Origin of the sequence: Nocardia sp. NPDC056952 (assembly GCF_042674185.1) — a bacterium.
Classification (GTDB): domain Bacteria; phylum Actinomycetota; class Actinomycetes; order Mycobacteriales; family Mycobacteriaceae; genus Nocardia.
This window is the reverse complement of record NZ_JBHURA010000011.1, coordinates 62,388-89,358: the sequence shown is the minus strand read 5'-3', so window position 1 is coordinate 89,358 and position 26,971 is coordinate 62,388. Positions and strand designations below refer to the sequence as shown.

Below are 26,971 nucleotides of genomic sequence, written 5' to 3'. Positions count from 1 at the left end.
CGGCCCGTGGACGCGCTCTCCGAGCGCAATCCGCGGGTCGTTTCCGCTGTCAAGCTCCAGCGTGCGGCCCAGCGCCGCAAATCCGGCCTTTTCCTCGCCGAGGGGGCCAACGCGGTGTCCGCCGCTCTGGAGACCGGCCGCGTCCGGGAGATCTTCTATTCGCTCGCGGCCGCCGGTCGTGAGAACGCGCTGATCGCCGGTGCCACCGCCGACGGCGTCCGCACCACCTTGGTCAGCGATCGCGCCGCCGAACATCTCGGTGAAACCGTCACCGCGCCCGGCCTGGTCGCGGTGTGCGAACTCGTCGACGTGCCGCTCGGTGAGATTCTCGATGGTGGCCCACGGATGCTCGCCGTCCCCGTGGAGATCGCCGAACCCGGCAACGCGGGCACCCTGATCCGGGTCGCCGATGCGGTCGGCGCCGACGGGGTGGTGCTGGCGGGCGAGACCGTCGACCCGCACAACGGCAAATGCGTGCGCGCCAGCGCGGGCAGCCTCTTCCACGTCCCCGTGGCCCGCAGCCGCGACATCACCGCGACCCTCGATGCGATCTCCGCCGCGGGCGTGACGATCCTCGCGACCGCCGCCAACGGCGAAGTCGACCTCGACGCCGCCGACGACATCCTGCGCGGACCGGTCGCCTGGCTCTTCGGCAACGAGGCCCACGGACTCGACCCCGCCGTCGCCGCCCGCGCCGATCACCGCATCCGCATCCCCATCCACGGCCGCGCCGAAAGCCTGAATCTGGCTGCGGCAGCGGCTATCTGCCTCTACGCGAGCGCCCGCGTCCAGCACGCGACGTAGTTCTCACGCCGGTGCGGCCCGGCCCCGGAGATAGTCGATCTGGGTGTGGCTGAGCTGCTCGGCCTTGCGCATGTGTTCGGTGATCACCGAGAGCTCGTCCTCGGTATGGGTGTCGAGTAACGCTTCCCAGCCCTCACCGAGGTCGTCCCATACGGCGGTGACGCGGGCGACGCGATCGGGCACGGGGGAGACCAGCACTCGACGGCGGTCCTCGGCGTCGGGTTCGCGCACCACATAGCCGTCGCGTTCGAGCCGGTCGACCAATCGGGTGGCGGAGCCGGTGGTGAGTCCGGTCATGTCGGCGATCTGTTTGACGGTGAGTGGCTGCGGCTCCGCGGTGAGCAGGCTCAGACATTGCAGATCGGTGGGGTGCAGGCCCAGATGGTCGGCGACAGCCTGATTGAACAGGACATACGAGGCCATGTACTGCCGTGAGACGCGCGACAACTCCGCGTAGCGGGCACGTCGACTCTGCTCTGTAATCCGGATCACACTCCTTATCAGCTGCGCGACGCAGTTAAAACGGATATATTGCTGCATGGCACAGTTAATGTTCCACACAGCAAATCATACCGGAGGAAACATCATGCTCACCATCGCCGTGGCCGGTGCCACCGGCGCGCAGGGCGGCGCCACCGCTCGCGCCCTGCTCGCCATGGGTCACCGTGTCCGCGCGCTCACCCGATTTCCCGACAGCCCCGCCGCGGTGGCGTTGCGCGATCTCGGCGCCGAGATCCACTACGCCGACTTCGACGACCGTGGCTCCCTCGGTGTCGCCCTGGCCGGTGTCGACTCCCTCTTCGCCGTGACCACGCCGTTCGGCACCGACACCACCGCCGAAACCCGCCACGGCGTCACCCTCGTCGATGCCGCCGGTGCCGCACATGTCGGCCACATCGTCTTCACCTCCGCCGCGCATGCCGACCGCGCCACCGGAATCCCGCACTACGACAGCAAATTCGCGATCGAAGAGCATCTGCGGGCGAGCGGCGTCCCGTGGACCGTCATCGCGCCCGCCGCCTTCATGGACAACTACGCCACCGGCTGGACCCTCGACGGCCTCCGTGACGGCACCTTCGCCTGGCCGATGCCCGCCGATCGGCCGCTCACGCTGATCTGTGCCGAGGACATCGGCGCCTTCGCCGCGCTCGTCCTCGATCGCCGCGCCGAGTTCGCGGGTCGCCGCATCGACATCGCCGCCGACGAGCTCACCCCGGATCGGCTCGCCGCCGCCCTGGCTGTCGCCCTCGACCGTCCGATCGCGCACCGCGAAGTCCCGCTCGACTACGTTCGCGGCCACTCCGAGGATCTGGCCGCCATGTTCGACTACTTCGCCACCGTCGGCCTCGACGTCGATGTCGACGGTCTGCGTCGTGCGTACCCCGACATCGCCTGGCATTCGTTCAGGGACTGGGCCGAGGCGCAGAACTGGCCCGTGCTGCTCGCGGGCTGACCGGTCTCAGCACGAAGGGGTGGTGGCACTGCGCAGGTCGGTGAGGATTTCGGTGGCCCAGGGGAGTGTGATCGCGTCGCTGCCCGCGACCTGCATCGCGGTCATGATGGTGAGCAGCATGCCGGTGGCGACGAAGCGGCGCGATTCCAGTGTGTCGGCGCCGGTGAGTTCGCCGATCAGGCGATAGATGCGCCCGAATCGCTCTCGCATGTGGTCGCCGATCGCCGGATCCGCGCTGGCGGCGGCGCCGTGCAGCAGCACGAGGGGGAGTTCGCGTTCGGCCAGGAAGACATCGAATGCGTGTCCGAGGGCGCGCAATGCCTCCGCGGTGTCGGCGTCGGGGGCGATCTCGGCGTCACGGAACACCTGCTCGATGCGCGTGCACACCTCCAGCAGGCAGGCGATGAACAGCTGCTGCTTGGTTCCGAACAGGCGGATCACATAGGGCTGCGACACTCCCGCCAGTCTGGCGATCTCGTCGGTTTTCGTTGCGGCATAGCCAGTTTCGGCAAAGGCATGGATCGCGGCTTCGAGCACCTGGGCGCTGCGCTCGGACGCGGTCATCCGGGTTCTCGTCATGGGCGTCACTGCCTCCTCGTTCGAATGCCTCTTGACATGTTATCAGTCGATGCATAACGATAAGCGGAGAAGTTATCAGTCAATAACAACCAAGGGCTTGGCATGACGCAGACACTCGAATCCGGCGACGCGCGAGCCGCCGTGACGCCACCGAACTCCGGGGCGAAGAACAAGCCGCTCGGCGCGGTGATCGCCGCCGTCGGCATTCCGATGTTCATGGTCACGCTGGACAACCTCGTCGTGACGAACGCCCTCCCGGTGATCAAAACCGAACTGGGAGCGTCGCTGTCGGACCTGCAATGGTTCATCAACGCCTACACGCTGTCCTTCGCCGCGCTGCTGCTGTCGGCGTCGGCCCTGGGCGACCGGATCGGCCGGCGCCGGGTCTTCCTGGCCGGAATCGGCATCTTCGTCGTCGCTTCCGCGGCGTGCGCGCTGGCCACCGAGCCGTGGATGCTCATCGCCGCCCGTGCGGTGCAGGGCGTCGGTGGTGCGGCCGTCATGCCGCTGTCGCTCACTTTGCTGGCCGCCGCGGTACCCGCGAAGATGCGCAGCGCCGCGATCGGCATCTGGGGCGGCATCGCCGGCCTTGGCGTCGCGGTCGGGCCGGTCGTCGGCGGTGCGGTGGTCGACGGCCTGAACTGGCAGTGGATCTTCTGGCTCAACGTCCCGATCGGGCTGCTGGCGCTGCCCTTCGCTGCCCGCATGCTGTCCGAATCACGGGGCGCCGCACGGAAACTCGACTACTTGGGCGTGCTGCTCTCGGCCGGCGGCGTGCTGGCACTGGTCTGGGGTGTCATCCACGGCGCCGATGACGGCTGGACCGCACCGCAGGTCCTCACCGCGCTGATCGGCGGCGCCGTGCTGCTCGTCGCGTTCGTCGTCTGGGAAACCTACGCCACCGATCCGATGCTCCCGCTGCGCATGTTCAAATCCCGCGGCCTGAGCCTGAGCTTCATCGTGTCCTTCGGGTTCTCGTCCGGCGTCTTCGGCTCGATCTTCCTGCTCGCCCAGTTCTTCCAGGTGGTCCAGGGCTACTCACCGCTGGAGTCGGGCATCCGCACGATGCCGTGGACGATGGTCCCGATGGTCGTCGCACCGCTGGCCGGCCTGATCGTCGACCGCGTCGGTGCCCGCACCCTCATCGCGATCGGCCAGCTCTGCCTGGCTGTCTCGCTCGGCTGGATGGCGATGATCACCACCGCCGACGTCCCCTATCTCGCCTTCGTCGCCCCGTTCGTCCTCGGCGGTATCGGCATGGGCCTCACCTTCGCGCCCTCGTCCACCATCGTCATGGCCAGCGCTTCCCCCGCCGACCAGGGCATGGCGTCGGGCATCAGCAGCACCGTTCGCGAAGTAGGCGTCGCCATGGGCATCGCCGTCCTGGCCTCGGTCTTCGCCTCTCACGGCTCCTACACCGACCCCCAGGCCTACGTGGACGGCCTCGTCCCCGCGGTGTGGGTCGGCGCCGCCCTGGTCGCCTGCGCGGCGGTGGTGGCAGCGTTCCTGCCCCGGCACACTCAGCCCGCGGAATAGCCGCTGATCGGTTCCCTGAGCAGGTGGTTGTCGCCGAACGGCACGACAACCACCTGCTCGGCATCGGCATAGATGATGGTGCCCGGTGCGGCGGAGTCCAGCCGCTCCCACCCGACGCCGTGCGCGTCGAGGATCGCGAGGTATCCCTCGACCCGCTCGATCATCGACACCGCGCTCGCCTTGAACCACGAGGCGGCACCCGGATGCCGTGCGCGGTCGTACACCCCCGGGTCGACATCACTCGGATTCGTCAGATTCTCGCTGAACCAGTCGTTGCCGTCACGGCGAAACCGCACCTCCCGGGCACTCAGGTGCCCTGCGGCCCACAGCCCGTTCACCAGGCCGAACACGCCCGGATGTCGACCGTGTCGATTGGGCTGCGCAGCCTGGAATCGAACGTAGGGCAGTGCGCCGGCCGACGTGACCCGACGGCCGTTCGGCCCCGTCATCCGACACTGTCCGGGTGCTGGCCCTGCTCGGGCGCCGCCTGCTGTTCTGGCCGGTGCGCGCACAACCCCGCCACACGCGGGAACGGACGCCGCCCCACGGGCCGAATCCCGAAGCCACACAACGCAAGCCCGCTCCCCGGAGCGGTGAGTCGAGCACGCCGCCCCCGCGGAGACGTCGGATCGCCGGTCTGTTCAGCCATCGAGTCGTCCTGTTCTCGAGTCGAACACGCTGGTGTGTTTGCTCATTTGGACGCGCCCCGATCCCATTCGGTTCCCTCGAATTCGGACTGCTTTCCGATTGCCCTGAGAAACAGCCGATTTCGCGCACAACACCCGACGCCGCCCGACTTGGTCGTCCTCCCTGACACCTGGGACACCGACGATGACTGGCTTGCCGACCCCCTCGATGTCGAACTCGCCGTCGAGGTGATCGCGAAGTCGGAGCGGGCGGCGCAGATCAACGGCAAGAACGGCTGGTACGCCGCGGCGGGCGTGCGCGCCCTACTCGTCATCGACCCTCGCGTCGGCCGCTGGGCATTGTTCGCCGGTCCCGCCGCAGGCGGCTACGCCGAACTGATCGAAGGCATATACGGCGACCCGATCAGCCTCCTCGATCCCCTGGGGTTGTCCCTCGACACTGCCTGCCTGCCCCGATACGACGAGTAGCCGCGCCACGACCCCCGACCAGATCGGTCAGCCCGCGATTGCGGGATCCCATTCGAGGGCTGTGTGGGTGACGGTCGTGACCGGCGCGCCGGAACCGGCTAGAAGAATTCGCGCGACCTGCGCTGTGGATCCGCGCCCTCGAGTGCACTGATCGGTCCACCTCGAGACCCCGCCGACCTGCGCTGATCGCGTCGCGAGTAATCCGGATGAATCGCGTCAACCCCATCCCATAGGATTTACGCAGCACCGATGCGGGATGGCAATGACGCGCCCGCGAACCGATCCCCAGGGGAGAGTCGAGAAGATCGTGGCCGACGACAACAGTGGAGTCGAGCAAAACGCCTCTTTGACCGAGGAGGCACTCGCGGCAGCGGCGGCGGAGGCCGAGAAGGCGTTTGCCGCGGCGGCTGACCTGGATGCGCTGGCGGTCGCCAAGACCGACTTCATCGGCGGTAAGTCGCCGATCGCGCTCGCGCAACGTGGGCTGGGCAGTGTGCCCAAGGAGGAGAAGGCCGAGGCCGGTAAGCGGGTCAACGTCGCGCGTAAGCGGGTGTCGGACGCGTTCGAGGCGCGCCGTGCCGCGCTCTTGGCGGAGCGCGATCAGGCGGTGCTCATCTCCGAGAAGATCGACGTCACGCTGCCCGCCCGTCGTCAGCCCGTGGGCGCCCGGCACCCGATCACCGTCATCTCCGAGCAGATCGCCGACTTCTTCGTCGGCATGGGCTGGGAGGTCGCCGAGGGTCCCGAGGTGGAGACCGAGCACTTCAACTTCGACGCGCTGAACTTCCTGCCCGACCACCCGGCGCGCACCATGCAGGACACCTTCCACATCGCCCCGGAGGGTTCGCGCCAGGTGCTGCGCACGCACACCTCCCCGGTGCAGGTGCGGTCCATGCTCGAGCGCGAGGTGCCGATCTATGTCGCGTGCCCCGGTCGCACCTTCCGCACCGACGAGCTCGACGCCACCCACACCCCGGTGTTCTCGCAGGTGGAGGGTTTGGCGATCGACAAGGGCCTGACCATGGCGCACCTGCGCGGTGTCCTCGACGCGTTCGCCCAGGCCATGTTCGGCCCCGAGACCCGTACTCGCATGCGCCCCAACTACTTCCCCTTCACCGAGCCGTCGGCCGAGGTCGACGTGTGGTTCCCGAACAAGAAGGGCGGCGCGGGCTGGATCGAGTGGGGCGGCTGCGGCATGGTCAACCCGAAGGTCCTGATCGCCAGCGGTATCGATCCCGAGGTGTATTCCGGGTTCGCGTTCGGCATGGGCATGGAGCGCACCCTGCAGTTCCAGACCACCATCGCCGACATGCGCGACATCGTCGAGGGTGACGTGCGGTTCACCCTGCCCTTCGGTATCCGGTCTTAGAGAGAGAGCGAAACGTCAAGTGCGAGTAGCACAGTCCTGGCTGACCGAGATCCTGCAGCGCACCACCCCCGAGTGGTCGGTGTCGGCGGAAGAGCTCGACGCGGGCTTCGTCCGGGTGGGTCTGGAAGTCGAAGAGGTCGACAAGCTCGAGCCCATCGGCGGTGACATCGACAAGCCGCTGGTCGTCGGCCGCGTCGCCGAGATCACCGAACTGACCGAGTTCAAGAAGCCGATCCGCTTCTGCAAGGTCGACGTCGGCAACCCCGAGTTGCAGGAAATCGTCTGTGGCGCGCGCAATTTCGCGGTCGGCGACCTCGTTGTCGTCGTGCTGCCCGGTGGCGAGCTGCCCGGCGGGTTCAAGATCTCCTCGCGCAAGACCTACGGTCACACCTCCAACGGCATGATCTGCTCGGTCGCCGAACTCGGCATCGGCAAGGATCACGACGGCATCCTGGTGCTCGAGCCCGGTTCCGCGCAGCCCGGCGACGACGCGAACGTGCTGCTCGGCACCGATGACACGATCATCGAACTCAACATCACCCCCGATCGTGGCTACTGCTTCTCGGTGCGCGGCCTGGCCCGCGAGCTGGCCTGCGGGTTCGACCTCGAATACGCCGATCCCGCCGTGCGCACGCTGCCGGAGGCCGACGACCAGGCCTGGCCCGTTCGCCTGGAAGACGATGCGGATTGCACCCGCTTCGGCGTGCGCCGCGTGACCGGGATGAACCCGAACGCGGTGAGCCCGCTGTGGTTGCAGCGCAGGCTGATGCTGTCGGGTATGCGGCCGATCTCCCCGGCTGTCGACGTCACCAACTACGTGATGCTCGAACTCGGTCAGCCGCTGCACGCCTTCGACGCCGCGAAGCTGCACGGCGGCCTGGTGGTTCGCTCGGCGCACAAGGGCGAGACTCTGCGCACCCTCGACGACACCGAGCGCACCCTCGACGCCGAGGACGTGGTGATCGCCGATGATTCCGGCGTCATCTCCCTCGCCGGTGTCATGGGCGGTGCGAGCACCGAGGTCGGCGCCGAGACCACCGATGTGGTCCTGGAAGCAGCCGTCTGGAATCCGCTGCGGGTGTACCGGACCTCGCGCCGTCACAAGCTCTCCTCGGAGGCGGGCAAGCGCTACGAACGGGTCGTCGATCCCGAGATCAACATCGCCGCGCTCGACCGCGCCGCGACCCTGCTCGCCGACATCACCGGCGGCACCATCGAATCCGCGCTCACCGACATCCGGGTGCCCCTGGAGCCGGTCGCGCCGATCGCGATGGACATCGACCTGCCCGACCGCGTCGCCGGCGTCACCTACCCGGCGGGCACCTCCGTGCGCAGGCTGGCCCAGATCGGCGCGGGCGTCGAGATCGAGGTCAACGACGCGGGCAAGACCCAGCTGCTGGTGACCCCGCCGAGCTGGCGCCCCGATCTCTCGCAGCCCGCTGACCTGGTCGAAGAGGTCCTGCGGCTGGAGGGCCTCGAGCAGATCCCGTCCGTGCTGCCGACCGCGCCCGGCGGTCGCGGTCTGACCGCGCAACAGCGGCGTCGTCGTGCGGTGAGCCGGGCGCTGGCCTTCGCCGGTGCCGTCGAGGTGCCGCCGCCCGCCTTCCTGCCCGGTGGCGTGTTCGAGGTGTGGGGGCTCGACGCCGACGACCCGCGCCGCAATACCACCCGCGTCCTCAATCCCCTGGACAGCGACCGCCCCGAACTGGCGACCACGTTGCTGCCGGGTCTGCTGGAAGTGGCCGCCCGCAACATCTCTCGCGGTGCGCGCGACCTGACCATCTACGGCATCGCCCAGGTGGTGCAGCCCGGCGCGCAGACCCACTCGGTCGAGGCGTTGCCGGTGGACCGTCGTCCCACCGACGAACAGATCGCCGAGCTCAAAGCGTCGCTGCCCGCCCAGCCGGTGCACATCGCCGCGGTGCTCAGCGGTAAGCACGACCCGCGCGGGCCGTGGGGACCGGGCCGTCCGGCCGAGGCGGCCGATGCGTTCGCGCTGGTCGACGACATCGCCGACGCGGCGGGTGTCGTCATCGAACGCCGGGCCGCGGCCTACCTCCCGTGGCACCCCGGTCGCTGCGCGGAACTGCTCGTCGACGGTGTGGTCGTCGGTCACGCGGGCGAACTCCACCCCGCCGTCCTGGAGCGCGCCGGTCTGCCGCCGCGCACCTGCGCGCTGGAAGTGGACCTCGACGCCCTGCCGCTGAGCGAATCCCTGCCCGCGCCGACGATCTCGGCGTTCCCGGCGGTCCTGCAGGACGTATCGATCAGCGTCGAGAAGACCGTCCCGGCCGCGCAGGTGGAAACCGCGCTTCGCACCGGCGGCGGCGACCTGCTCGAGAGCATCGCCCTGTTCGACGTCTACGAAGGCGCCCAAGCCGGCGAGGGCCGCAAATCCCTCACCTACGCCCTGCGCTTCCGCGCGCCCGACCGCACCCTCACCGAAGACGAGGCCAGCGCCGCCCGCGACGCCGCCGTCGCCTCGGCCACCACCGCGGTCGGCGCAGAACTGCGCGGCTGATCCGCACCGATACCCGAAGGCCGCCCGGTTGTGCCGGGCGGCCTTCGTCGTGTCGCCGCGGTGATTCCACCTGTCCGGCGGGCGGGGAGCAGGGGCGACCGGTTGGGGGCGGAGTCAGGGCGGGATAGGTTGGACGGGTGTCGATGATGAAAGGTGCCAATGTCGCGGTGCCTGCCTCCGCGGTCCGGGTCGAATTGGGTTGGCAGTCGGGGCAGGGTGTGCCCGATGCCGACGCGTCCGCGCTGTTGCTCGCCGGGGCGAAAGTGCGCTCCGATGACGACTTCGTGTTCTACAACCAGGCCGTGCACCCCTCGGGGGCGGTGCGGCACGAAGGAAAACAGCAGGGGCACACCGTGGTCGACGCGCTCTCGGTGAATCTCGGGCAGGTCGAGCCGCAGATCGAGACGATCGTGCTCGCCGCGTCCGCCGACGGGGGGACCTTCGGCCAGTTCCACGGGCTCTACATCCGGGTGATCGACACCGCGAACGGCGCCGAGGTCGCGCGGTTCGACAGCAGCGGGGCGACCACGGAAACCGCGTTCGTGCTCGGCGAGCTGTACCGCCGCCAGGGTGCGTGGAAGTTCCGTGCGGTCGGCCAGGGGTATGACAGCGGATTGGCCGGACTCGCTACCGATTTCGGCATCTCCGTCGACGACGCCCCCGCGCCTCCCGTCGCACCACCCGCACCCCCGCCGCCGTTCGCTTCGGGCCGGCCGGCTCCGCAACAGTCGTACGCCCCACCGACACAGCCCTTCATTCCCGCGCCGCAGCCGAACCGGCCCCACACCCCGCCGCCCAGCCCGCCGACCCCCGCGTTCCCGCCGAATCAGCAGCAGCCGCAGTACGCGCCGCCGCCGAACCAGCCAGGCATCCCACCCCAGCAGAACCCCCAGTTCGCCCCGCCACCACCACCGGTCGACCTCGCCAAGGTGTCGCTCACCAAAGAGGCCCCGTCGGTCTCCCTGACGAAACACGGCGCCACCGGCGGCGTCATGCGCGTGAACCTCAATTGGACCTCGATGGCCGCCACCGGCCGCCTCTTCGGGAAACTCCGCGGCAAGAACATCGACCTCGACCTGTGCTGCTTCTTCGAATTGGTCAACGGCGCGATCGGTTCCGTGCGCGCCCTCGACCGCCGCTTCGGCGCTCTCTACGAACCGCCGTTCATCCACCTCGATCAGGACGACCGCACCGGCGCCAGCATCACCGGCGAGAACCTGTCGGTCAATCTCGACTGCACCCAGTTCATCCGCCGCATCCTCGTGTTCGCCTCGATCTACGACGGCGCCAGCGATTTCCGTAATGTGCACGCCACCGTCACCCTGAACACGGTGAATTCCGCGCCCATCGAGATGACGCTCGACGGCTGCACCGACAACTCCCGCGACGCGGTGCTGTTCGCGCTGGAGAATGTCGACGGCGAGTTCGTGGTGCGCCGCGAGGGCAGCTTCGTCCGCCCGCCCGCCGGTCAACCGGGCGGCGGTGTCGTGGAGATCGCCCGCCTGTACAACTGGGACTTCGGCTTCCAGGCGGGCCGCGGCAAGTGATCCGGCATCCCGCGACGCGCGTGCTCAACGCGCTGGTCTACCACCCCGACAAGCACCTCGCCCAGACCCCGGCGGCGCTCGGCCTGGAATATCGCGATCTGACCATGCGCACCGCCGATGGTTTCGATGTGCACGGCTGGTTCGTGCGGGCCGAGCGCTCCCGCGGTCACATCCTCTACGCGCACGGCAACGCGGGCACCATCGGCGACCGCGTCTCGATCATCGCGCTGCTGGTCGGCGCCGGCTTCGACGTGCTCGCCTTCGACTACCGCGGCTTCGGCCACAGCACGGGCACGCCGAGCGAACAGGGCACCTACCTCGACGCCAGAGCCGCCCGCCAGGCCCTGCTCGAGCAACCCGAAGTCGATCCCGAGCGGGTCTACTACCTGGGCAAATCCCTCGGTGGCGGGGTATTGCTCGAATTGGCGGGCGAGTATCCGCCCGCGGGCATGATCCTCATGTCGACGTTCAGCGGCATGCGCGCCGCCGCCCGCTCGGTCTACCCGTTCCTGCCCGCGCCGCTGATCCCGAACGCCTATCCGAGCCTGCGGCACATCGCGAACCTGCGCGTCCCGGTCCTGATGATGCACGGTGACCGCGACGAACTCCTCCCGCTGCGCCACGCCGAACGCCTGTACGCGGCGGCGCGGGAACCGAAACAGCTGATCGTGGTCCCCGGCGCGGGTCACAACGATGTGATCGACACGCTCGGCGCCCAGTGGCCGAAGATCATCGCCGACTGGGCGGCTCGATAACGCCGCAGCCCGGTCGTCGCCGGGGGTCGCTGATTCTGCGTAGCCTGGCGGTATGAGCGAAACGAGCGAACTCCTCGGCCGCCTGGCTGCGCTGCCCGACGGCGAGCTGGTGTCGGTGCTGCGCGCCGCGGTCGCCGGACGCCCCGGGCTCGGCGCGGTCGCCGCCGCACTGGCCCAGGCTGAGATCGGTCATGCCGAAACCGGATCACCTGTGACTCTGGACACGAACGTCATCGACGCGGATGTGGTGCCCGTCGCATCCGGGCAGGTCGGAGGCGCGATGCCGGTACCGCCGGTACCGTCCGGGCTACCGGTGACGGGCGCACCCACCGCCACCGGCGGATATTCCACTTCCGGAGTGCCGACATTCGACTCGGTTCGGGATAAGGTCGAGCAGCGTTTCGGCACCGCGCAGGGAATGGACGAGCTCGACCGGCAGACTCCCGCGGGTCGCAGCGTCGACGAGCAATGGGAGGCGCGGGAGAAAGCCGCGCGTGAGCGGCTGGATCAGATCCGGAAATCGGTGCAGGGCAACGATTCCGGCGAGAAGTAGCCACGCGTCCTCCCCTCCAGCAACGACCGTGATGGGTGGACACACAGATGACGCAGGCGCGCCAGATCGCCGACCGACTGCTCGATGCGCAGGTGGAATTCCTGCTCGCCGAGGTGACCGGTGAACGGTTCGCCGAGGTGATCGCCCGCGACGTGGCGGCCGTGCTGGCCGTCGGCGAGACGATCAGGTTCGGTGACGTGGTCTCCCTGGAACAGGGCGAGCAGACGGTGGCCACCGTGTTCGACCGCATCGGCGGCAGCCCCGTGATCGCCGATACCGTCGGCATCTTCTCCGACGCCATCTACGACCACATCGCCTCGAACACCGAATACACCCTCGGCGACGTCGTCGACCGCGAACCGGTGGAAGCGTTGCTGGAGAAGATCTTCGGCATGCACCAGGCCCAGGAGCGGATCCTGGACCGGCTCACCGAGAGCCCGCTCGTCGCCACGGTCGCCTCGCGTTTCGTCGACAAGCTGATCGGCGATTTCGTGCAGGCCAATCGCGAGCGCGCCGAGAAGATTCCGGGCGTCTCCTCGCTGATGTCGCTGGGTCAGTCCGCTGCCAACCGGGCCAAGAAGGTCGCCGCCGACAGCACCTTCGTCGGTGACCTCGCGGGCAAGGGCGCGCTGTTCGCGCTCAAGCGCACCAACAACGCCATCCGCGACATGCTGCGCGACGCGCCCGTGCACTCGGCGGCGATGGAGTTCTGGGACCTGCATGCCGACGAACCCGTCGCGGGCCTGCGCGAATACCTCACCCAGAAGGACCTCAACGAGCTGGTCCAGATCTGCTACGAGATCGCGGTGACGACCAGGGAGAAGGAGTACTTCGGCCTGCTCGTGCGCGAGTGCGTCGAGGTGTTCTATGCCAGGTACAGCGACCACACGCTCTCGGCGATGCTGCCCGAACTCGGCCTCGACGCCGACGACATCAGTGCCGAGATCCTGCGCTACGGGCCGGCTGTCATCGAGGCGGCCAAGCGCAACGGTGTGCTGGCCGGGCTGATCAGGGAACGGCTCGAGCCGTTCTTCTACTCCGATCAGGTGCTGGGAATTCTCGGCGGCGAGTAATTCTCGCGAATCCCGTTCGGTAACGCGAATTGATCGATACGACTTCGCTTCCCGATTTGCGTGACATCGTCGCAACCGGTAGTGATGTCGAGCATTCGAATTTCGGCTTCTGATCGGTCGCATCAAATGTGCTGTGTGTCACGCTCTCTGGTGACCTGTATGTATCCAGCAGTGAACCGGCCGACCAACTCGCCGCCGGTGCGGCTGTGAGCATTCGGCTACACAAAGCCCGCTGGATTTCCGGCATGTTTAGATCAGTGCACGAATTGCTGCTTTACACCGTTCCGAATTGACCGCGCACTGCGCGGAGTGCAAGTTTGCACCTGACTTTCCGTGAGCCACCGTGACCGACGTTGCGGTGGCATTGCCAAGGAGTAGGTGTGCGTGCACGTTCCCGGCCGAACCCGACCGGAACCCGATCGGACGGCGGCGCTCGAGGGCAGCGGGCCGGCGCCGGGCTGATCCGGCCGCGCACCATCTCCGGCCAGCTCGCCCGGATCCTGGTGGTGTCGCTGGTGCTGGTGCTCGCACTGCTCGGGCTGACCATGTCGACACAGGTCAGCGCCTACCGCCGCAGCGGGGAGACCGTGGACGCGGTGGCGGTCGCGCTGGCCACGCAGGACCTCGTGCAGCAGGTCCAGCGCGAGCGCGGTCTGAGCAACGGTCTGCTCGGCGGTGATCAGCGCCTGCGCCAACCCGTCACCGACCAGCGCACGGGCACCGACGCCGCCCTGCATGCCCTGGTGAACGCCGTCGTGGGGAACCCGCCCGGTGCGGGGGAGGTGCGCTCGGCGCTGGGGCATCTGGCGGGTCTGCCCGCGATCCGCTCCCAGGTCGACAATCGCAATGTCACCAGGCAGGCCGCGTTCCAGTTCTACACCGACGGCATCGACGCGCTGAACCGTCTCTCGCTGGGTCTCGACCAGGCGCGTGACCCGGCCGTCCGGCACGGCCTGCAAGCGCTCTACGCGCTCGGTGACGCGAAGGAATTCGCGGCCCGCGAACGCGGCTTCCTCAACGGCGTTTTCGCTGCGGGGGAATTCGCGCCGGGGGAGTACGTGCAGTTCCTCGACATCCGCGCTGCCCGCAATGCCGCGCTCACCGCCTTCGGCCACGACGCGACACCCGCCCAGCAGGCCCGTCTGGACGCAGTCCTGGCAAGCGAGAACGCCACGCGGGCAACCGAATCGGAGAACATCGCGATCGCCTCGACATCGGGACCGCTGGTTCAGCAGGTCGACCCGGCCGTGTGGTGGACGCAGATGACCGCGGTCATCGACGAGCAACGCAGGGTCCAGCAGGTCATCGGCGACGACGTGGGCGCGCGGGCCGAGACACTGCGCCGTGACGCCGCGCTGATGCTGGCCGCCTTCGCCCTGGCCGCGCTGTTGGCGATCGCCGCCGAGTTCGCGCTCGTCTTCGCCAGCATCAGGGCCATCGTCCGCCCCTTGGCCCAGCTGGCCACCGAAGCCGACGATGTCGCCTCCGCCCGACTACCCGAGGTGATCGCGGCCTGGCACAGTGCCGCCGACGCCCAACCCGATCCGCCCGCCCCCGTGCGCACACCTCCCGGCGCCAGCGTCGAGATCGCCGCTGTGGCGGGTGCGTTGGATCGCGTGCAGACCACCGCGTTCGACCTCGCCTCCGAGCAGGCGCTGGTGCGGCGCAACACCACCGAATCGATGGCGAATCTGGCCCGCCGCAATCAGAACCTGGTGCGCCGTCAGCTGGGATTGATCAGCGAGTTCGAACGCGAGGAGCTCGACCCGAAGGCACTGTCGAACCTGTTCGAACTCGACCACCTGGCCACCCGCATGCGGCGCAACGCCGAGAGTCTGCTGGTGCTGGTCGGCGAGGCGAGTCCGCGTCGATGGGCCGAGCCGATCGCGCTCACCGACGTGATCCGGGCCGGGCTGTCCGAGGTCGACGACTACCGGCGGGTGGTGCTGCGCCGGATCGACTACATCGCGGTGACCGGCGCCGTCGTCAGCGAACTGGCGCACATCCTGGCCGAACTCATCGAGAACGGGCTGGCCTTCTCGCCGCCCGATCTCGAGGTCGAGGTGTACGGCCGCAAGGTCGCGGGCGGCTACCTGCTCGCCGTCGTCGATCACGGCGTCGGCATGCCCGCCGAGCAACTCGCCGAAGCCAATGCCCGGCTGCGCGGCGAGCAGGACTTCATCGTCGCCTCCACCCGCTACCTGGGCCACTACGTGGTCGGTCGGCTGGCGGGGCGCCTCGGCATCGACGTGGAACTGAACACGTCACCGGTCAGCGGCATCGTCGCCCGCCTGCTCCTCCCGCCGTCGCTGCTCGCCGACGGAAAGACCGGGCAGACAGCGGATCCGCGAGAGGGCGCCGCCCGAGGCCCCGCACGTCAGGATCTGGCCGAACCCGCAACGCTGGAGCGCACTGCCACCTCCGTCGCCGTGGGTCACGCGGTGGCCCCTGCGCGCACTGGGGCCACGACCGGTTCGGCGACACCGGGGCACCACGCGATCCCGGCCGGCGCGCCAGGTGCGGACCATAGCGATGATCGACCGGCCGGGTTCCTCGGCGATACGTCGCACGGCATCCCCGGTGGCTCGGCGTCGGCAACCGGCACCAACGGGCGGTCGCGGCACAGCCGGAATTCGGAATCGGGAGCCGGCAACAGCGCCAACGGCAGTCGTCCGGCCTCGGCGAACCATTCGTCCACCGGCTCCGCATACGCACAGTTCCTCAGCGGTTCAACCGATTCCGCGCACCCGCGCAACGGTGCGGTCCGCAACGGCGCGTCGGCTGAGGACCACTACGGCGTGGTAGCCCCGGACCGCTCGGAGCGGGCGGCCCGGGGACACAACGGCTCGGCGGTACCGCCACCGCGTGAACTGCCCGCCGTGGAGTCCATCGGCGCACCCGCCGTCGAACGCACCCGCAACGGCCTGGTCAAACGCAGCAAGCGCGCCAAGATCACCGGTGCGCCCGAGCGACCCCGCCGCGATCCGGCCGGCAGTCCGGACCGGCCTCCGGTTGTCGAACGGACCCCCGACCAGACACGCAGCATGCTCTCCTCGTTCCGCACCGGCCACGAACGCGGCGGCGAGACCGAATCCTCTTCCCCTCCACTCGATCCCACCCGCTGACCGATCGGACAAGACCCCAGGAGACCCGGTGACCACCCACCTACCGACCGCCGATCCACACACCTTCAACTGGCTGCTCGGCAACTTCGTCCGCAATACCGACGGCGTGCGCGACACCGTCGCCGTCTCCTCCGACGGGCTGCTGATCGCGATGTCGGACGGACTCGACCGCACCGGTGCCGACCGGCTCGCCGCGATGGTGTCGGGCCTGTCCAGCCTCGCCCGGAGTGCTTCGCGCAGTTACGATTTCGACGGCCTCAAACTGATCATGATCGAGATGAAGCGCGGCTTCCTGCTGGTGTCGGCGCTGGGCGACGGCAGCTGCCTCGGCGTGATCGCCGACGGCGGCTGCGATGTCGGTCTGGTCGGCTACGAGATGGCGATCCTCGCCGAACGCGCCGGATCACTGCTGGACCCGCTGCTGATCAGCGAATTGCGAGAGTCGTTGCGCAGATGAGAGATTTCGATCTCCCGCGGCTGCCCGACCCGCGCATGATCCCGATGAACCAGCCGGTGGGGTGGCGTGGTCTCGTCCCGTCGGTGCCGGTGACCCCCACCGACCACAACGATGTCGACGACCGCTTCGTTCGCCCGTTCGTGGTCACCGCGGGCCGCACCGTCCCGGTGCTGGACGGGCTGCGCATCGAAACCCTCGTCCAGGCACCGCCGTCCGCACTGTCGGCGCCGCTGCGGTTCGAAGAACGCACCGTGGTGCAGCTGTGCCTGACGCCGCACTCCATCGCCGAAATCGGTGCCGCCCTGCGGGTTCCGATCGGCATCGCCAAGGTGATCGTCAGCGATCTGGCGGCGGCGGGGCATGTGACCGTCCGTGACGCGCCGGAACTGTCGACCGCCGCCATCGAGAGGATCCGCGACCTTGTCCGCGCACTTTGAGGCACCAGCCATGCCGTCGTCGGTGAAGATCGTGGTCAGCGGCGGCTTCGGCGTCGGCAAGACCACCTTCATCGGCGCCATCTCCGAAATCGAGCCACTGGTCACCGAAGCGTCGATGACCGAGGTCTCCATCGGTGTCGACGATCCCGGTCGCCGCGCCGAAAAGATCGCGACCACAGTGGCTCTGGACTTCGGCCGGATCACCCTCGACAAGTCGCTGATCCTCTACCTCTTCGGCACCCCCGGCCAGGACCGATTCGTGTTCCTCTGGGACGACCTGGTCGACGGCGCCCTCGGCGCGGTGATCGTCGTCGACACCGGCCGCGTCGAGGACTGCTACCCCGTCCTGGACTACTTCGAGGAACACCACACGCCCTTCGTCGTGGTGGTGAACCGCTTCGCCGACGCGACCCGCTTCGATCTCGGTGAAGTCCGTGAAGCGCTCGGCCTCGACGACTGGATCCCGGTGCTGGACTGCGATGCCCGCGACCGTGACTCCGTGCGCGATGTCCTGGTCGCACTGCTCGAGCAGGTCCTGCTGCACCGCGTCCAACCCCGTCAGCGGGAGGTGAGCTGAACCCATCCCGGTCGCACCGGTCAGCGTCGATTCAGGGTGAGGTCCGACAGGGCCAGGTGCAACCGCGCGTCGGTGACATCGACCGAGGTGTCGGTGAACCGCTTGCCACCCAGCGTGTTCCGCAGGAAATCGCGTACGGTGCTCGGCTGCGCGTCCACCGAGGCGAGAAGTCCCTGCGGCACTGCGATGGTCCCGTCGAAGAACCGTGGCTGGGCGGTGATTCCGGGCTGCTGCGGTGTCTGCCGCAAGCCGTCGACGGTGTGCAGCACGACGTCGAGCCCGCTTCCGTCACCGAATTCGATCCGCAGCGGTGTGGGGGAGACGGCCGGATCGAAGGACTGGATGCGTGCGGTCCACCCCTGGGCCGAAACGCCCTGGTAGCCGTACTCGGACACCGGACCGAGCGTCTCGTGAGCGCGGTTCACCGGCGAGTTCTCCAGCGCCGCACCGGACAGCGGCTGATCGGTGACGACGAAGGTCCACGACGCATCGGTGAGCATCTTGCGCCAGAATCCGGTCCGGCCACCGTCGCGTCCTTCGACGCGCAGCTCTCGCGCCGCCGAGCCGGGCCCGGTCCGGTGGACGGAGATGCGGTCGGTGATCTCACCGGGCACCTTCGGCTGTGCGGCCCAGTCGGGTGCGGGCAGCTGGATGGCGGCGTAGCGAGGATCGACGCGCTCGGACAGCATGTCCGGCGCTTCGGGCAGGCCGCGCTGGTCCTCGTAGGAGTAGCGGAAGAAGACCTTGTCCGCGCCGGAGATGTCGAAATCGTAGAGGCGCGTGTAGAAGTCGCCGTACCGGTTGACGACCAGCGAGGTCGACGCGCTGGTGGACAACGCGACAGCCTGGAAGCGCCCACCGACCGGAGTGCTCATCTCGTAGCTGTGGTCCACCGGCAGCCACGGGTCGACGTACTGGATCCGCTGACCGCCGTGGGTGAGCGCGAAGACGTGCGACACCTTCGCCCCGCCGACAGGGTGTTCGTTGCCCGCGGTATCTGTCCACACGTGGTCCTCGTTGGGTGACAACACCGACCACGACCAGGTCAGCGCGCCCGGCGGCAGCGTATTGCCGGGCCCGGTCCACAGCGGGGTGCCGTAGCGGCTGCTCCAGTTCCAGTCCGCGGGAGCGCTGAGTGCGTGATCCATCGTGACGAACCGGCCGTCCCGGTCGATCATCATCACTTCGTCGTCGTCGGCCGAGACACCGGCGATCGTGCCCGCCAGGCAGCCCGGCAGCGCGATCATGCGCCAACCACCTAGGGCGGCAGCCGCTTTCGCGTACACCTGACCGTCGCGGGTGGCGAAGGACCAGCGGCGGTTGAACGACTCGGTGGCGGTGCGGAAATACACCTGCTCGGGCAGCACGACCGTTGCCGGGGCGAACGCCGCGAGCCCGGCATCGGATTCGTCGACGCTCACCTCCGGGGTGCCGACCGTACCCACCGGCAGACACCCCGGATCGGCGAAGGCCACCGATTGTGTTGTCACCCCCGCGAATACCAGTCCGGCGGCCGCGATCAGCGCTGTACGCCGGACGGCGTGCCCGCGCCTCACAGCCATCCCGCCGCGCCGAAACCGATCAGGGCGATCGCGTCGATCCCGAAGATCGTGCCGACCACCAGCGCCTTGCTCCGCACGCTCGGTAGATCGTGCACGAAGAAGCAGGCCGCGAAGAACGGCACGTACCCGATGATCCAGATCAGGAACGGGAAGCCCGGCTGCCACCATGACCAGTCCCAGGTCAGCATGTCGGCCTTGTTGAGCAGTATCTCGACAGCCACCGCCGCGATCGAGTTGACCGCGATCAGCACCGGCCGGTTCGGCAGCCCGAAGATCCGAGTTTCCTTCGGCGGCAGCATCTTCGCCGCCGCGATGCCCATGATCGCGAACATGAAGCAGATCTCGATGTTCAGCCCGATCAAGATCTGGTACGCCGTCGGTCCGCTCGCCGCCCAGACCGGTGCCCGCTCGGTGAAGTGGAAGACCAGCGCGTTCCAGATCTCGTTGAACCAGTCCATGCCCCACAGCGCGAGCCCGGCGAACAGCACATTCCAGTTACGCCGCTCGACTTCGACCGCGTAGATGTAGATGACCACCAGTAACAGCGGAATGACATACCACTTGAACTGGCTCGCATCGCGAAGAATCTCCAGCGCGGCCCGCGCGTTGTCGGTCAACGGGGCACCTCCTGCTCATGATCGACGAACTCGGCGAGTATGATACAAATCAACATCGAACGTCAATGTGTATCGCCGAGTTCGCCGATTCGTCGAGTCAGCGGCTCCCGAGCGGCATGCCGAATAGGGACGCGAACTTCGCGGCGAGCGAGTCGCCGAGGAAGTCCAGGGCGCCGGGGGTCGCGGCCATGGTGCCCGCGTCGGAGGTGGTGCAGCCGGCAGCGGCCGGGACGCCGTCGAGGCGGTCGCGCAGCCAGATCAGCGCGGCCGGACCACCGACCACTTCCGCGACGATGTGTTCGCTGGCATGGTCGCGGGTGTAGGTCAGCGACGTGTTCGGATCGCGGCAGTAGGTGTCGACCAAGGTGTCGGTGGCGGCCAGCGGCAGGATCTCGTCCCACGCGGAATGCCACACGAACAGCGGCATGTCGGGGACGGACTTGCCCATGCGGGTGTCGTCGAGCATCGCCGCGACCGGCGGATCGTCGAGGGGATTACCGTCGGAGCCGATCATGCCCGTCAGATTCAGAAACGGCAGCAGCGCCGACTGATACTGCACGCACAGTGGCGATTTGATCGCGAACAGGGCCCTGCCGAGCGGATCGAGCCGCTGATCGAGGTAGGCGGCGAAATCGGGGTATTCGCGGGTGAGTCCCAGAACGGCGGCGAACACCAGACCCGAGGTCAGCTGATTGTTCGCCATGCTCAAGGCGGCACCGAGATCGGCACCGACCCCGCCTTCGGCCGCGCCCACGATGTTCAGTTCGGGCGCGTAGCTGCTGTGTAGTTCGGCGGCGTGGCCGGTCGCGATGGAACCGCCGGAGTAGCCGTAGAGCCCCACCGGTGCGGTCGGTCCCGCCTCGAGTGGGGCGAAGCTGGTCGCCGCGCGAATGCCGTCGAGGGTGATCCGGCCCGCCAGCGGTCCGGCCGCGTAGGCCGAATCAGGTCCCTGATGGTCCGGGACGACCACGGCCCAGCCCTGTGACAGCGCTGCCTGCGCGAACAGGAACTCGGCGGGCACCACGATCTGGCCCGCCACCGCGGCCGCCGAAAGATGTTGCAGCGCATAGGACGGCGCGCAGTAGCCCGCGGTCGAGTCCTCGGCCAGCTGCACCGACAGCAGCTTGCGCGGGTTCGGCGCCTGCCCGCGCGGCTTGATCAGGGTGGCGACCGCGGGGATCGCCTCGTCACGGCTGTTGTTGGAGCGATACGACACCTGCCATGCGTCGACATCGATCGGCAGCAGACCGAAATCGGCGATCCGCACCTGCCGGACCGCGATGATCGCCCCCGGCTCGGTCGCCGCCACCACGTCCGCGGGCGGTAGGTAGAAGCCCGGATCCCATTCGGGCGGTAGTGGAATCATCGGCGGGGGCGCCGCCGGTGGCTCGGCCGCGACGGGCCCGGCGGTCACCACCGTTGCCGCCGCGAGCAAACCGGTGGCCAGGGCAAGCCATCGCTGAACGAAGGGAGATCTCATCGCGCACAGTCCTCACATGAATTGAGACTCCTTCGTCTCAATAGCGGCAACTATGACATGGGTGTGGCGCAGATCGCAATCACGCGTCGGGGGACGTCGCCGAGATCAGGCTGTTCAGGATGGTGGAGAACACGTCGACCAGTTCGTCGACGGGCGGTCGCGGGTCGTCCAGGCTCCACTGGTGCACGGCGCCGTTCACGGCCCCGATGAACGCCGCCATCGGCACCCGCCAACCGCCGGGCGGCATCCGCACCCCGTCGCGTCCGGCCGCGATCGCGGTGACCACCTCGCCCCACCGGTCCCTGACCTGCGCCCGATACGCCTCGATCTCGGGGCTCACTCCGACGATGTCGACGAAAGCGACTTTGGCGCACCGGATGTCGTCGGTGATCGCCGTCGTGTACGCGCGAACGGCCGCGTCGATCAGCGTGCGCAGCTCGTCGGATTCCGCTGCGGCCAGCGCCTCGGCGACCGCCGCCCCTGCCTTGTCCTGCACGGAGTCGTACACCGCGACGAGCAGTTCCTCGCGCCCGGCGAACTGTTCGTAGAACTGCCGACGCGACAGCCCCGCGGCCGCGCACACGTCGGTCAGCGAACTGTTGGCGTACGACTTCTCCGCGAACACGGTCAGTCCCGCGTCGATGAACAGCGCCCGGCGCTCGACCTGTCGTTCGGCGACCGAGGTGCCGGTGTAGTTGTGTCGAGTCCGCCCAGAGGTCACCCCATGACCCTACTGTTCAGGATTCGGTCGAGGCGCCGGCGTCGACGGGTCCGATCGGGACCACCAGCGGAGTGCCGGTGACCGGGTCGTCGATCACCTTGGCGCGCAGCCCGAATACCTGCGCCACCACGTCCTCGGTGAGCACTTCGGCGGGCGTACCCGCGGCAACCACCCGGCCCGCGCGCATCGCGACCAGTCGATGCGCGTACCGCGCGGCGAGGTTCAAGTCGTGCAGCACCATCACCACTGTCCGGCCCGCCTCGGCGTGCAGGCGCCGGACCAGGTCGAGAACCTCGATCTGGTGGGCGAGATCGAGAAAGGTGGTGGGTTCGTCGAGCAGGAGCAGGTCGGTGTTCTGGGCCAGCGCCATCGAGATCCACGCGCGCTGGCGTTGGCCGCCGGACAGCTCGTCGAGCGAGCGATCGGCGAACTCGACCATGTCGGTCCAGGTCAGCGCCTCGGTGATGGCGGCTTCGTCGTCGTCGGACCACTGGCGGTACCAGCGCTGGTGCGGGTGTCTGCCACGGGCGACCAGGTCGGTGACGGTGAGACCCTCCGGAGCCATCGGGGATTGGGGCAGGATGCCCAGCACGCGCGCCACTTCCTTGGTCGACATGCGGTCGATCCGTTTGCCGTCCAGGTGGACATGTCCACCGGCGGGTCGCAGGAGCCGGGCCATCGCGCGCAACAGGGTGGATTTGCCGCACCCGTTGGGCCCGATCACCGCGGTGACAGTGCCACCGGTGATGTCCAGGTCCAGCCCGTCCACGACGGTTGTCGGCCCGTAGCCGAGGGTCAGCTCGCTGGCCTGCAGCCGAACGGTCATCACACGCCCGCTTTCCCGACGCGATTGCGCCGCATCAACAGATAGATCAGATAGGGCGCGCCGAGGACGGCGGTGATCACCCCGACGGGCAGTTCGCCGGCGGGCAGCAGGGTGCGGGCGACCAGATCGGCGGCGACTGTGAAGGCCGCGCCGAGCACCACCGAGGTGAGCAGCGGTGGTTGTGCCGAACCGGTGAGACGCAGTGCTACCTGCGGCACCGCGAGCGCGATGAAGATGATGGCGCCCGCCGAGGCGGTCGCCACACCGGCGAGCAACACGGCCAGGACGAGGAGTGTCAGCCGGGCGGCGTTGAGCCGCACACCGAGTGAGCGGGCGGTGTCGTCGCCGAAATGCAGCGCGCCGAGCAGATGGGTGCCCCCGAGTACGACCGGCACCAGGACAGCCAGGGCGATCGCCACCGGTGTCACCTGGATCCAGCTGCTGCCGTTGAGGCTGCCGGTCAGCCAGGTCACCGCCCGCGTCGCGATATCCACGTCACCGACGCTGAGGAGCCAGAAGGTCACGCTGGACAGCAGCGAACCGGCGCCGAGACCGACGAGCACGAGCCGATAGCCCTCGATACCGCCGCGCCAGGCCAGGAGGAAGACGCCGAGCGCGGCGAGGAGGCCGCCGAGCATGGACGCGACCGGCACCCCGATCTCGGCGGCGGCGCCGCTGATCTGGCCACGGCTGCCCGACAGGGCGATCACCGCGACCGCGGCGACGCTCGAGCCCGCCGTGACGCCGAGAATATCGGGACTGGACAACGGGTTTCGGGCAATGCCCTGCGTGATCGCGCCGGACAGCGCCAGTGCCGCGCCGACCAGCGCGCCGGTGAGAATCCGCGGCAGCCGCAGATCCCACACCACATAGGCCAGGCCGTCGTCGCCGCCACCGCTGAGCACGGCGAGCACGTCCCACGGCGTGACCGGACCGCCGTCGGGCATCGTGTACGTGCCCAGCGCCAGCGCGACGCAACTCGCGGCGCCGAGAATCGCGAGCCCGACGACCAGGACTGCCGTCGTGCGTAGTCGCAGTTGCCAGGACACCGGTCCCAGCCGGACCGCCCGGACGGTACTCATATGCTCACCAGCTTTCGGCGGCGGACCAACACGATGAAGAACGGGACGCCGACGAAGGCCAGCATGATGCCCGCCGGAAGTTCGCCCTTGTCCAGCACCAGCCGCCCCGCGATGTCGGCGACCAGCACCATGACCACACCGAGCAATCCGGCGACCGGGACCAGCCAGCGATAGTCGGGCCCGGTGATACCGCGGGCCAGGTGCGGGACGACGAGCCCGACGAAGCCGAGCGGTCCCGCGATCGCCACGACCGCGCCGGTGAGCAGCACGATCGAGCCGATGCCGATGGTGCGCGCCAGGGAAACGCGATGGCCCAGCGCACGGGCGGTGTCCTCGCCGAGGCTGAGCGCGTTGAGCGCGGAGGTGTTGGCCAGCGCGAGGACGATCCCGACCAGGATGAACGGGGTGGCCTTGCCGAGGAGGTCCAGGTTGGATCCGACCAGCGAACCGGCCTTCCAGAAGCGGTAGATGTCGGTGACATCGGTATCGAACAGCACCACCGCCGAGATCAGGCCCTGCAACAGGTAGCTCACGGCGGCGCCCGCCAAGGCGAGGGTCACCGGGGTCGGTCCGCCGCGGCCCGTCGTGCCGATGACGAACACGGTGATGGTGGCGATCAGCGCGCCGGCGAAGCCGAACCACACGTAGCCGAACAGGCTGGAGATGCCGCCGACCATCACCGCCAGGACGATGCCGAGCGCCGCGCCCTGGGTGATGCCGAGCAGTGCGGGGTCGGCGAGGGGGTTTCTGGTGTGACCCTGGATCACCGCGCCGGCGATGCCGAGCGCGAGGCCGGCGAGCACCCCCAGCAGCGTGCGTGGCAGGCGCAGACCGTTGACGATGGCGCCGGTCTCGGTGTCGGTCGTACCGCCGAGTGCGTGCAGAACATCAAGGGGAGCAATGAATTTGGAACCGATGGCCAAACTGAGCAGGACGGCCGCGAACACCGCGGCCAAGAGTCCGGCGATGAGTAGCAACCGGCGAGACCGTGTGTTGGCGAACACGACTCCGGGCGGCGATGCGGGCACTGTCCCTCTTCATAGTTGGTAATTAGGTAAGGCTTCGCTAGGTTAGCAACCCTAAAGAACTCTGAACCACTCGGGAGACCTCGATGAACACCCCACTGAGCCGTCGGCTCGCCGCCGCCGCGGTAGTCGCCGCCGCCGTACTGAGCCTGTCCGCGTGTGGCCAGGACCGGTCGGTCACCGGCGCCGCGAGCAGCGATTGCGATACCGCGAGCAACCTCGACGGCGGCGCGTACCCGCGCACGATCGAGGCCGGGGCGGTCAAGGACAAGGCGGGCGCGAATGTCGGCACGGTCGTCGACCCGGCCACCATCACCACCCGGCCGGTTCGGGTCGCGGCGCTGGATCAGACGTTCGTCGACGCCGCCCTGGTGCTGAACGCCGAAGTCGTCGCGTACACGACCTACCAGTCCATGGGCGAGAAGCTGCCCGCGTTCCTCGGCGCGGCCGCCCAGACCTGCGGCGGGCGAGCGGTGAACATCGGCAACCTGCAGACCCCCGATATCGAGAAGCTGGCCGGCGCCCGGCCGGATCTGATCGTGTCGGCGAAGGTGCGTCACGAGAAGCAGTACGAGCAGTTCAAGGGCATCAAGCTCGGTTCGGGCACCGTGCCGGTCGTGTTCAGCCAGACCACCGGTGCCACCTGGAAGGAGAACCTGCTGCTGCTCGCCAAGGCGGTCGACAAGGAGAACCTGGCGCAGGCCAAGCTGGCGGCGTACCAGGACCGTGCCACCAAGATCGGGGCGGCGATCAAGGCGAAGAACGGCGGCAACGCGCCGACCGTGTCGCTACTGCGCTTCCTTCCCAAGGAAGACCGGCTGATGCAGCGGGTCAGCTTTGTCGGCGACATCTTCGCCGACGCCGGTCTGAACCAGCTCGACAAGTCCGACGACCCCAAGAACGACTTCTCGATCACGCTCAGCCCCGAGCGGCTGCTGGACGCCGACGCCGACTACGTCTTCCTCACCAGCAACGGCGAGGACGCCGCCGCGCAGCGCAAGGCGGCCGCCGAGGCCAACCCGCTGTGGAACCAGCTGCGTGGCAAGGTCACTCCGGTCGACGACCTGGTCTGGCTGACCTCGGTCGGCCTCACCGGCGCCCACTCGGTCCTCGACGACATCGCCAAGACCTTCGAGGTCGACCCGGCCAAGTAGGCCGAACGCGTCGTGTTCGCCCACCCCTACACTCGGCGGGGTGGGCGAACAGAAGCAGCGGATGTTGTCGGGGGAGCTGTACAAGGACAACGATCCGGAACTGGTGGCCGAACGGCAACGGGCACAACGGTTGTGCGACGAGTTCAATCGCACCGGGCCCGACGAGACCGGGCGGCGCACCGAGTTGCTGGGTGATCTCCTCGGCAAGCTGGGGGAGGGTTCGTGGATCATGCCGCGATTCCAGTGTGACTACGGATACCTGATCGAGATCGGGGCGAACAGCTTCCTCAACTACGACGCGATCCTGCTCGACTGCGCGCCGATCACCATCGGCGACGACTGTTCGATCGGGCCGCGCTGTCAGCTGCTCACCGCGCTGCATCCGATGCAGGATCACGAAAAGCGCAGGCAGCGCTGGGAATCGGCGGCGCCTATCCGGATCGGGAACAATGCCTGGTTCGGTGGCGGGGTGATCGTGTGCCCCGGCGTGACCATCGGCGACGACGTGGTGGTCGGCGCGGGCAGCGTGGTGACCCGCGATCTACCGGACCGGGTGTTCGCGGCGGGCAATCCGGCGCGGGTGATCCGGCAACTCTAGGTTCG

At 68.5% G+C, this 26,971-nt stretch carries 26 protein-coding genes; 16 read left to right on the top strand and 10 right to left on the bottom strand.

Features of this window, described 5'->3' with window-relative positions; all coding sequences use genetic code 11:
- The first annotated feature begins 6 nt into the window (after positions 1–6).
- A complete protein-coding gene (locus ACFTS5_RS28855; protein ID WP_378637054.1) occupies positions 7–804 on the top strand; it encodes a TrmH family RNA methyltransferase in 798 nt (265 codons plus the stop codon).
- Positions 805–807: 3 nt separating this feature from the next.
- Here the strand turns inward: ACFTS5_RS28855 and ACFTS5_RS28850 are convergent, their stop codons facing one another.
- Complete coding sequence (locus ACFTS5_RS28850) at positions 808–1,296, bottom strand: MarR family winged helix-turn-helix transcriptional regulator (RefSeq protein ID WP_378637051.1); 489 nt, start codon at positions 1,294–1,296, stop codon at positions 808–810.
- Between the two features lie 94 nt (positions 1,297–1,390).
- Between ACFTS5_RS28850 and ACFTS5_RS28845 the strand changes: the two genes are divergently transcribed.
- Complete coding sequence (locus ACFTS5_RS28845; RefSeq protein ID WP_378637049.1) at positions 1,391–2,257, top strand: NmrA/HSCARG family protein; 867 nt, start codon at positions 1,391–1,393, stop codon at positions 2,255–2,257.
- Between the two features lie 6 nt (positions 2,258–2,263).
- Here ACFTS5_RS28845 and ACFTS5_RS28840 read toward each other — a convergent pair whose 3' ends face one another.
- Positions 2,264–2,836 carry a TetR/AcrR family transcriptional regulator gene (locus ACFTS5_RS28840; protein ID WP_378637046.1) on the bottom strand — a complete coding sequence of 191 codons (573 nt, stop codon included), beginning with the start codon at positions 2,834–2,836 and terminating at the stop codon, positions 2,264–2,266.
- Positions 2,837–2,938: 102 nt separating this feature from the next.
- On the opposite strand from ACFTS5_RS28840, the gene ACFTS5_RS28835 reads away from it, so the two are divergent.
- The gene (locus ACFTS5_RS28835; RefSeq protein WP_378637043.1) at positions 2,939–4,372 is read left to right on the top strand and encodes a DHA2 family efflux MFS transporter permease subunit; all 1,434 of its coding nucleotides are present in this window, start codon (positions 2,939–2,941) and stop codon (positions 4,370–4,372) included.
- On the opposite strand, the gene ACFTS5_RS28830 is transcribed toward ACFTS5_RS28835, so the two are convergent.
- Complete coding sequence (locus ACFTS5_RS28830; RefSeq protein ID WP_378637041.1) at positions 4,357–4,821, bottom strand: hypothetical protein; 465 nt, start codon at positions 4,819–4,821, stop codon at positions 4,357–4,359. The genes ACFTS5_RS28835 and ACFTS5_RS28830 overlap by 16 nt on opposite strands.
- Before the next feature lie 348 nt (positions 4,822–5,169).
- Between ACFTS5_RS28830 and ACFTS5_RS28825 the strand changes: the two genes are divergently transcribed.
- From ACFTS5_RS28825 to ACFTS5_RS28775, 11 genes are all read left to right on the top strand, one after another.
- Positions 5,170–5,487: a Uma2 family endonuclease gene (locus ACFTS5_RS28825; RefSeq protein ID WP_378637038.1), complete on the top strand. Its 318-nt coding sequence runs from the start codon at positions 5,170–5,172 to the stop codon at positions 5,485–5,487.
- A gap of 307 nt (positions 5,488–5,794) precedes the next feature.
- Positions 5,795–6,856 carry a phenylalanine--tRNA ligase subunit alpha gene (gene pheS / locus ACFTS5_RS28820; protein WP_378637343.1) on the top strand — a complete coding sequence of 354 codons (1,062 nt, stop codon included), beginning with the start codon at positions 5,795–5,797 and terminating at the stop codon, positions 6,854–6,856.
- Between the two features lie 19 nt (positions 6,857–6,875).
- A complete protein-coding gene (gene pheT / locus ACFTS5_RS28815) occupies positions 6,876–9,377 on the top strand; it encodes a phenylalanine--tRNA ligase subunit beta (RefSeq protein ID WP_378637036.1) in 2,502 nt (833 codons plus the stop codon).
- 143 nt (positions 9,378–9,520) lie between these two features.
- A complete protein-coding gene (locus tag ACFTS5_RS28810; RefSeq protein WP_378637341.1) occupies positions 9,521–10,924 on the top strand; it encodes a TerD family protein in 1,404 nt (467 codons plus the stop codon).
- A complete protein-coding gene (locus ACFTS5_RS28805; RefSeq protein WP_378637033.1) occupies positions 10,921–11,679 on the top strand; it encodes an alpha/beta hydrolase in 759 nt (252 codons plus the stop codon). The genes ACFTS5_RS28810 and ACFTS5_RS28805 overlap by 4 nt, the downstream gene beginning before the upstream one ends.
- Before the next feature lie 52 nt (positions 11,680–11,731).
- A complete protein-coding gene (locus ACFTS5_RS28800; protein WP_378637031.1) occupies positions 11,732–12,232 on the top strand; it encodes a PspA/IM30 family protein in 501 nt (166 codons plus the stop codon).
- A 47-nt stretch (positions 12,233–12,279) separates the two neighbouring features.
- Positions 12,280–13,305, top strand: a complete 1,026-nt coding sequence (locus ACFTS5_RS28795; RefSeq protein ID WP_378637028.1) for a hypothetical protein — start codon at positions 12,280–12,282, stop codon at positions 13,303–13,305.
- 380 nt (positions 13,306–13,685) lie between these two features.
- Positions 13,686–16,430 carry a nitrate- and nitrite sensing domain-containing protein gene (locus tag ACFTS5_RS28790; RefSeq protein ID WP_378637025.1) on the top strand — a complete coding sequence of 915 codons (2,745 nt, stop codon included), beginning with the start codon at positions 13,686–13,688 and terminating at the stop codon, positions 16,428–16,430.
- Positions 16,431–16,458: 28 nt separating this feature from the next.
- Complete coding sequence (locus ACFTS5_RS28785) at positions 16,459–16,887, top strand: roadblock/LC7 domain-containing protein (protein ID WP_378637023.1); 429 nt, start codon at positions 16,459–16,461, stop codon at positions 16,885–16,887.
- Positions 16,884–17,324, top strand: a complete 441-nt coding sequence (locus ACFTS5_RS28780) for a DUF742 domain-containing protein (RefSeq protein WP_378637020.1) — start codon at positions 16,884–16,886, stop codon at positions 17,322–17,324. The genes ACFTS5_RS28785 and ACFTS5_RS28780 overlap by 4 nt, the downstream gene beginning before the upstream one ends.
- Before the next feature lie 10 nt (positions 17,325–17,334).
- Positions 17,335–17,901, top strand: coding sequence for an ATP/GTP-binding protein (locus ACFTS5_RS28775; protein ID WP_378637017.1), 567 nt, complete (start codon positions 17,335–17,337; stop codon positions 17,899–17,901).
- 20 nt (positions 17,902–17,921) lie between these two features.
- Here the strand turns inward: ACFTS5_RS28775 and ACFTS5_RS28770 are convergent, their stop codons facing one another.
- From ACFTS5_RS28770 to ACFTS5_RS28740, 7 genes are all read right to left on the bottom strand, one after another.
- Positions 17,922–19,463 (bottom strand): hypothetical protein, encoded by a 1,542-nt coding sequence (locus ACFTS5_RS28770; protein ID WP_378637015.1) that lies wholly within the window; start codon positions 19,461–19,463, stop codon positions 17,922–17,924.
- Entirely contained in the window at positions 19,454–20,080 is a 627-nt protein-coding gene (locus ACFTS5_RS28765) for a hypothetical protein (protein ID WP_378637013.1), read from the bottom strand. Before ACFTS5_RS28765 ends, ACFTS5_RS28770 begins: the two co-directional genes overlap by 10 nt.
- Positions 20,081–20,177: 97 nt before the next feature.
- Entirely contained in the window at positions 20,178–21,560 is a 1,383-nt protein-coding gene (locus ACFTS5_RS28760) for a lipase family protein (RefSeq protein ID WP_378637010.1), read from the bottom strand.
- A gap of 79 nt (positions 21,561–21,639) precedes the next feature.
- The gene (locus ACFTS5_RS28755) at positions 21,640–22,281 is read right to left on the bottom strand and encodes a TetR/AcrR family transcriptional regulator (RefSeq protein WP_378637008.1); all 642 of its coding nucleotides are present in this window, start codon (positions 22,279–22,281) and stop codon (positions 21,640–21,642) included.
- Positions 22,282–22,297: 16 nt separating this feature from the next.
- The gene (locus ACFTS5_RS28750) at positions 22,298–23,107 is read right to left on the bottom strand and encodes an ABC transporter ATP-binding protein (RefSeq protein ID WP_378637006.1); all 810 of its coding nucleotides are present in this window, start codon (positions 23,105–23,107) and stop codon (positions 22,298–22,300) included.
- A complete protein-coding gene (locus tag ACFTS5_RS28745) occupies positions 23,107–24,189 on the bottom strand; it encodes a FecCD family ABC transporter permease (RefSeq protein ID WP_378637003.1) in 1,083 nt (360 codons plus the stop codon). The genes ACFTS5_RS28750 and ACFTS5_RS28745 overlap by 1 nt, the downstream gene beginning before the upstream one ends.
- Positions 24,186–25,193, bottom strand: coding sequence for a FecCD family ABC transporter permease (locus ACFTS5_RS28740; RefSeq protein ID WP_378637001.1), 1,008 nt, complete (start codon positions 25,191–25,193; stop codon positions 24,186–24,188). The genes ACFTS5_RS28745 and ACFTS5_RS28740 overlap by 4 nt, the downstream gene beginning before the upstream one ends.
- Before the next feature lie 107 nt (positions 25,194–25,300).
- Between ACFTS5_RS28740 and ACFTS5_RS28735 the strand changes: the two genes are divergently transcribed.
- Both ACFTS5_RS28735 and ACFTS5_RS28730 read left to right on the top strand, forming a co-directional pair.
- On the top strand, positions 25,301–26,368 hold the full coding sequence (locus tag ACFTS5_RS28735; protein ID WP_378636999.1) for an ABC transporter substrate-binding protein: 1,068 nt from the start codon (positions 25,301–25,303) through the stop codon (positions 26,366–26,368).
- Positions 26,369–26,408: 40 nt separating this feature from the next.
- Positions 26,409–26,966 carry a sugar O-acetyltransferase gene (locus ACFTS5_RS28730; RefSeq protein ID WP_378636996.1) on the top strand — a complete coding sequence of 186 codons (558 nt, stop codon included), beginning with the start codon at positions 26,409–26,411 and terminating at the stop codon, positions 26,964–26,966.
- Positions 26,967–26,971 lie beyond the last annotated feature (5 nt).

Excerpts from the sequence above, each read along its gene's own strand:
- ACFTS5_RS28840 (WP_378637046.1), bottom strand. The coding sequence starts at position 2,836 with ATGACGAGAACCCGGATGACCGCGTCCGAGCGCAGCGCCCAGGTGCTC.
- ACFTS5_RS28795 (WP_378637028.1), top strand. The coding sequence starts at position 12,280 with ATGACGCAGGCGCGCCAGATCGCCGACCGACTGCTCGATGCGCAGGTG.
- ACFTS5_RS28845 (WP_378637049.1), top strand. The coding sequence starts at position 1,391 with ATGCTCACCATCGCCGTGGCCGGTGCCACCGGCGCGCAGGGCGGCGCC.
- ACFTS5_RS28770 (WP_378637015.1), bottom strand. The coding sequence starts at position 19,463 with ATGGCTGTGAGGCGCGGGCACGCCGTCCGGCGTACAGCGCTGATCGCG.
- ACFTS5_RS28745 (WP_378637003.1), bottom strand. The coding sequence starts at position 24,189 with ATGAGTACCGTCCGGGCGGTCCGGCTGGGACCGGTGTCCTGGCAACTG.
- ACFTS5_RS28835 (WP_378637043.1), top strand. The coding sequence starts at position 2,939 with ATGACGCAGACACTCGAATCCGGCGACGCGCGAGCCGCCGTGACGCCA.
- ACFTS5_RS28760 (WP_378637010.1), bottom strand. The coding sequence starts at position 21,560 with ATGAGATCTCCCTTCGTTCAGCGATGGCTTGCCCTGGCCACCGGTTTG.
- ACFTS5_RS28810 (WP_378637341.1), top strand. The coding sequence starts at position 9,521 with ATGATGAAAGGTGCCAATGTCGCGGTGCCTGCCTCCGCGGTCCGGGTC.
- ACFTS5_RS28750 (WP_378637006.1), bottom strand. The coding sequence starts at position 23,107 with ATGACCGTTCGGCTGCAGGCCAGCGAGCTGACCCTCGGCTACGGGCCG.
- ACFTS5_RS28830 (WP_378637041.1), bottom strand. The coding sequence starts at position 4,821 with ATGACGGGGCCGAACGGCCGTCGGGTCACGTCGGCCGGCGCACTGCCC.
- ACFTS5_RS28735 (WP_378636999.1), top strand. The coding sequence starts at position 25,301 with ATGAACACCCCACTGAGCCGTCGGCTCGCCGCCGCCGCGGTAGTCGCC.
- ACFTS5_RS28780 (WP_378637020.1), top strand. The coding sequence starts at position 16,884 with ATGAGAGATTTCGATCTCCCGCGGCTGCCCGACCCGCGCATGATCCCG.
- ACFTS5_RS28775 (WP_378637017.1), top strand. The coding sequence starts at position 17,335 with ATGCCGTCGTCGGTGAAGATCGTGGTCAGCGGCGGCTTCGGCGTCGGC.
- ACFTS5_RS28800 (WP_378637031.1), top strand. The coding sequence starts at position 11,732 with ATGAGCGAAACGAGCGAACTCCTCGGCCGCCTGGCTGCGCTGCCCGAC.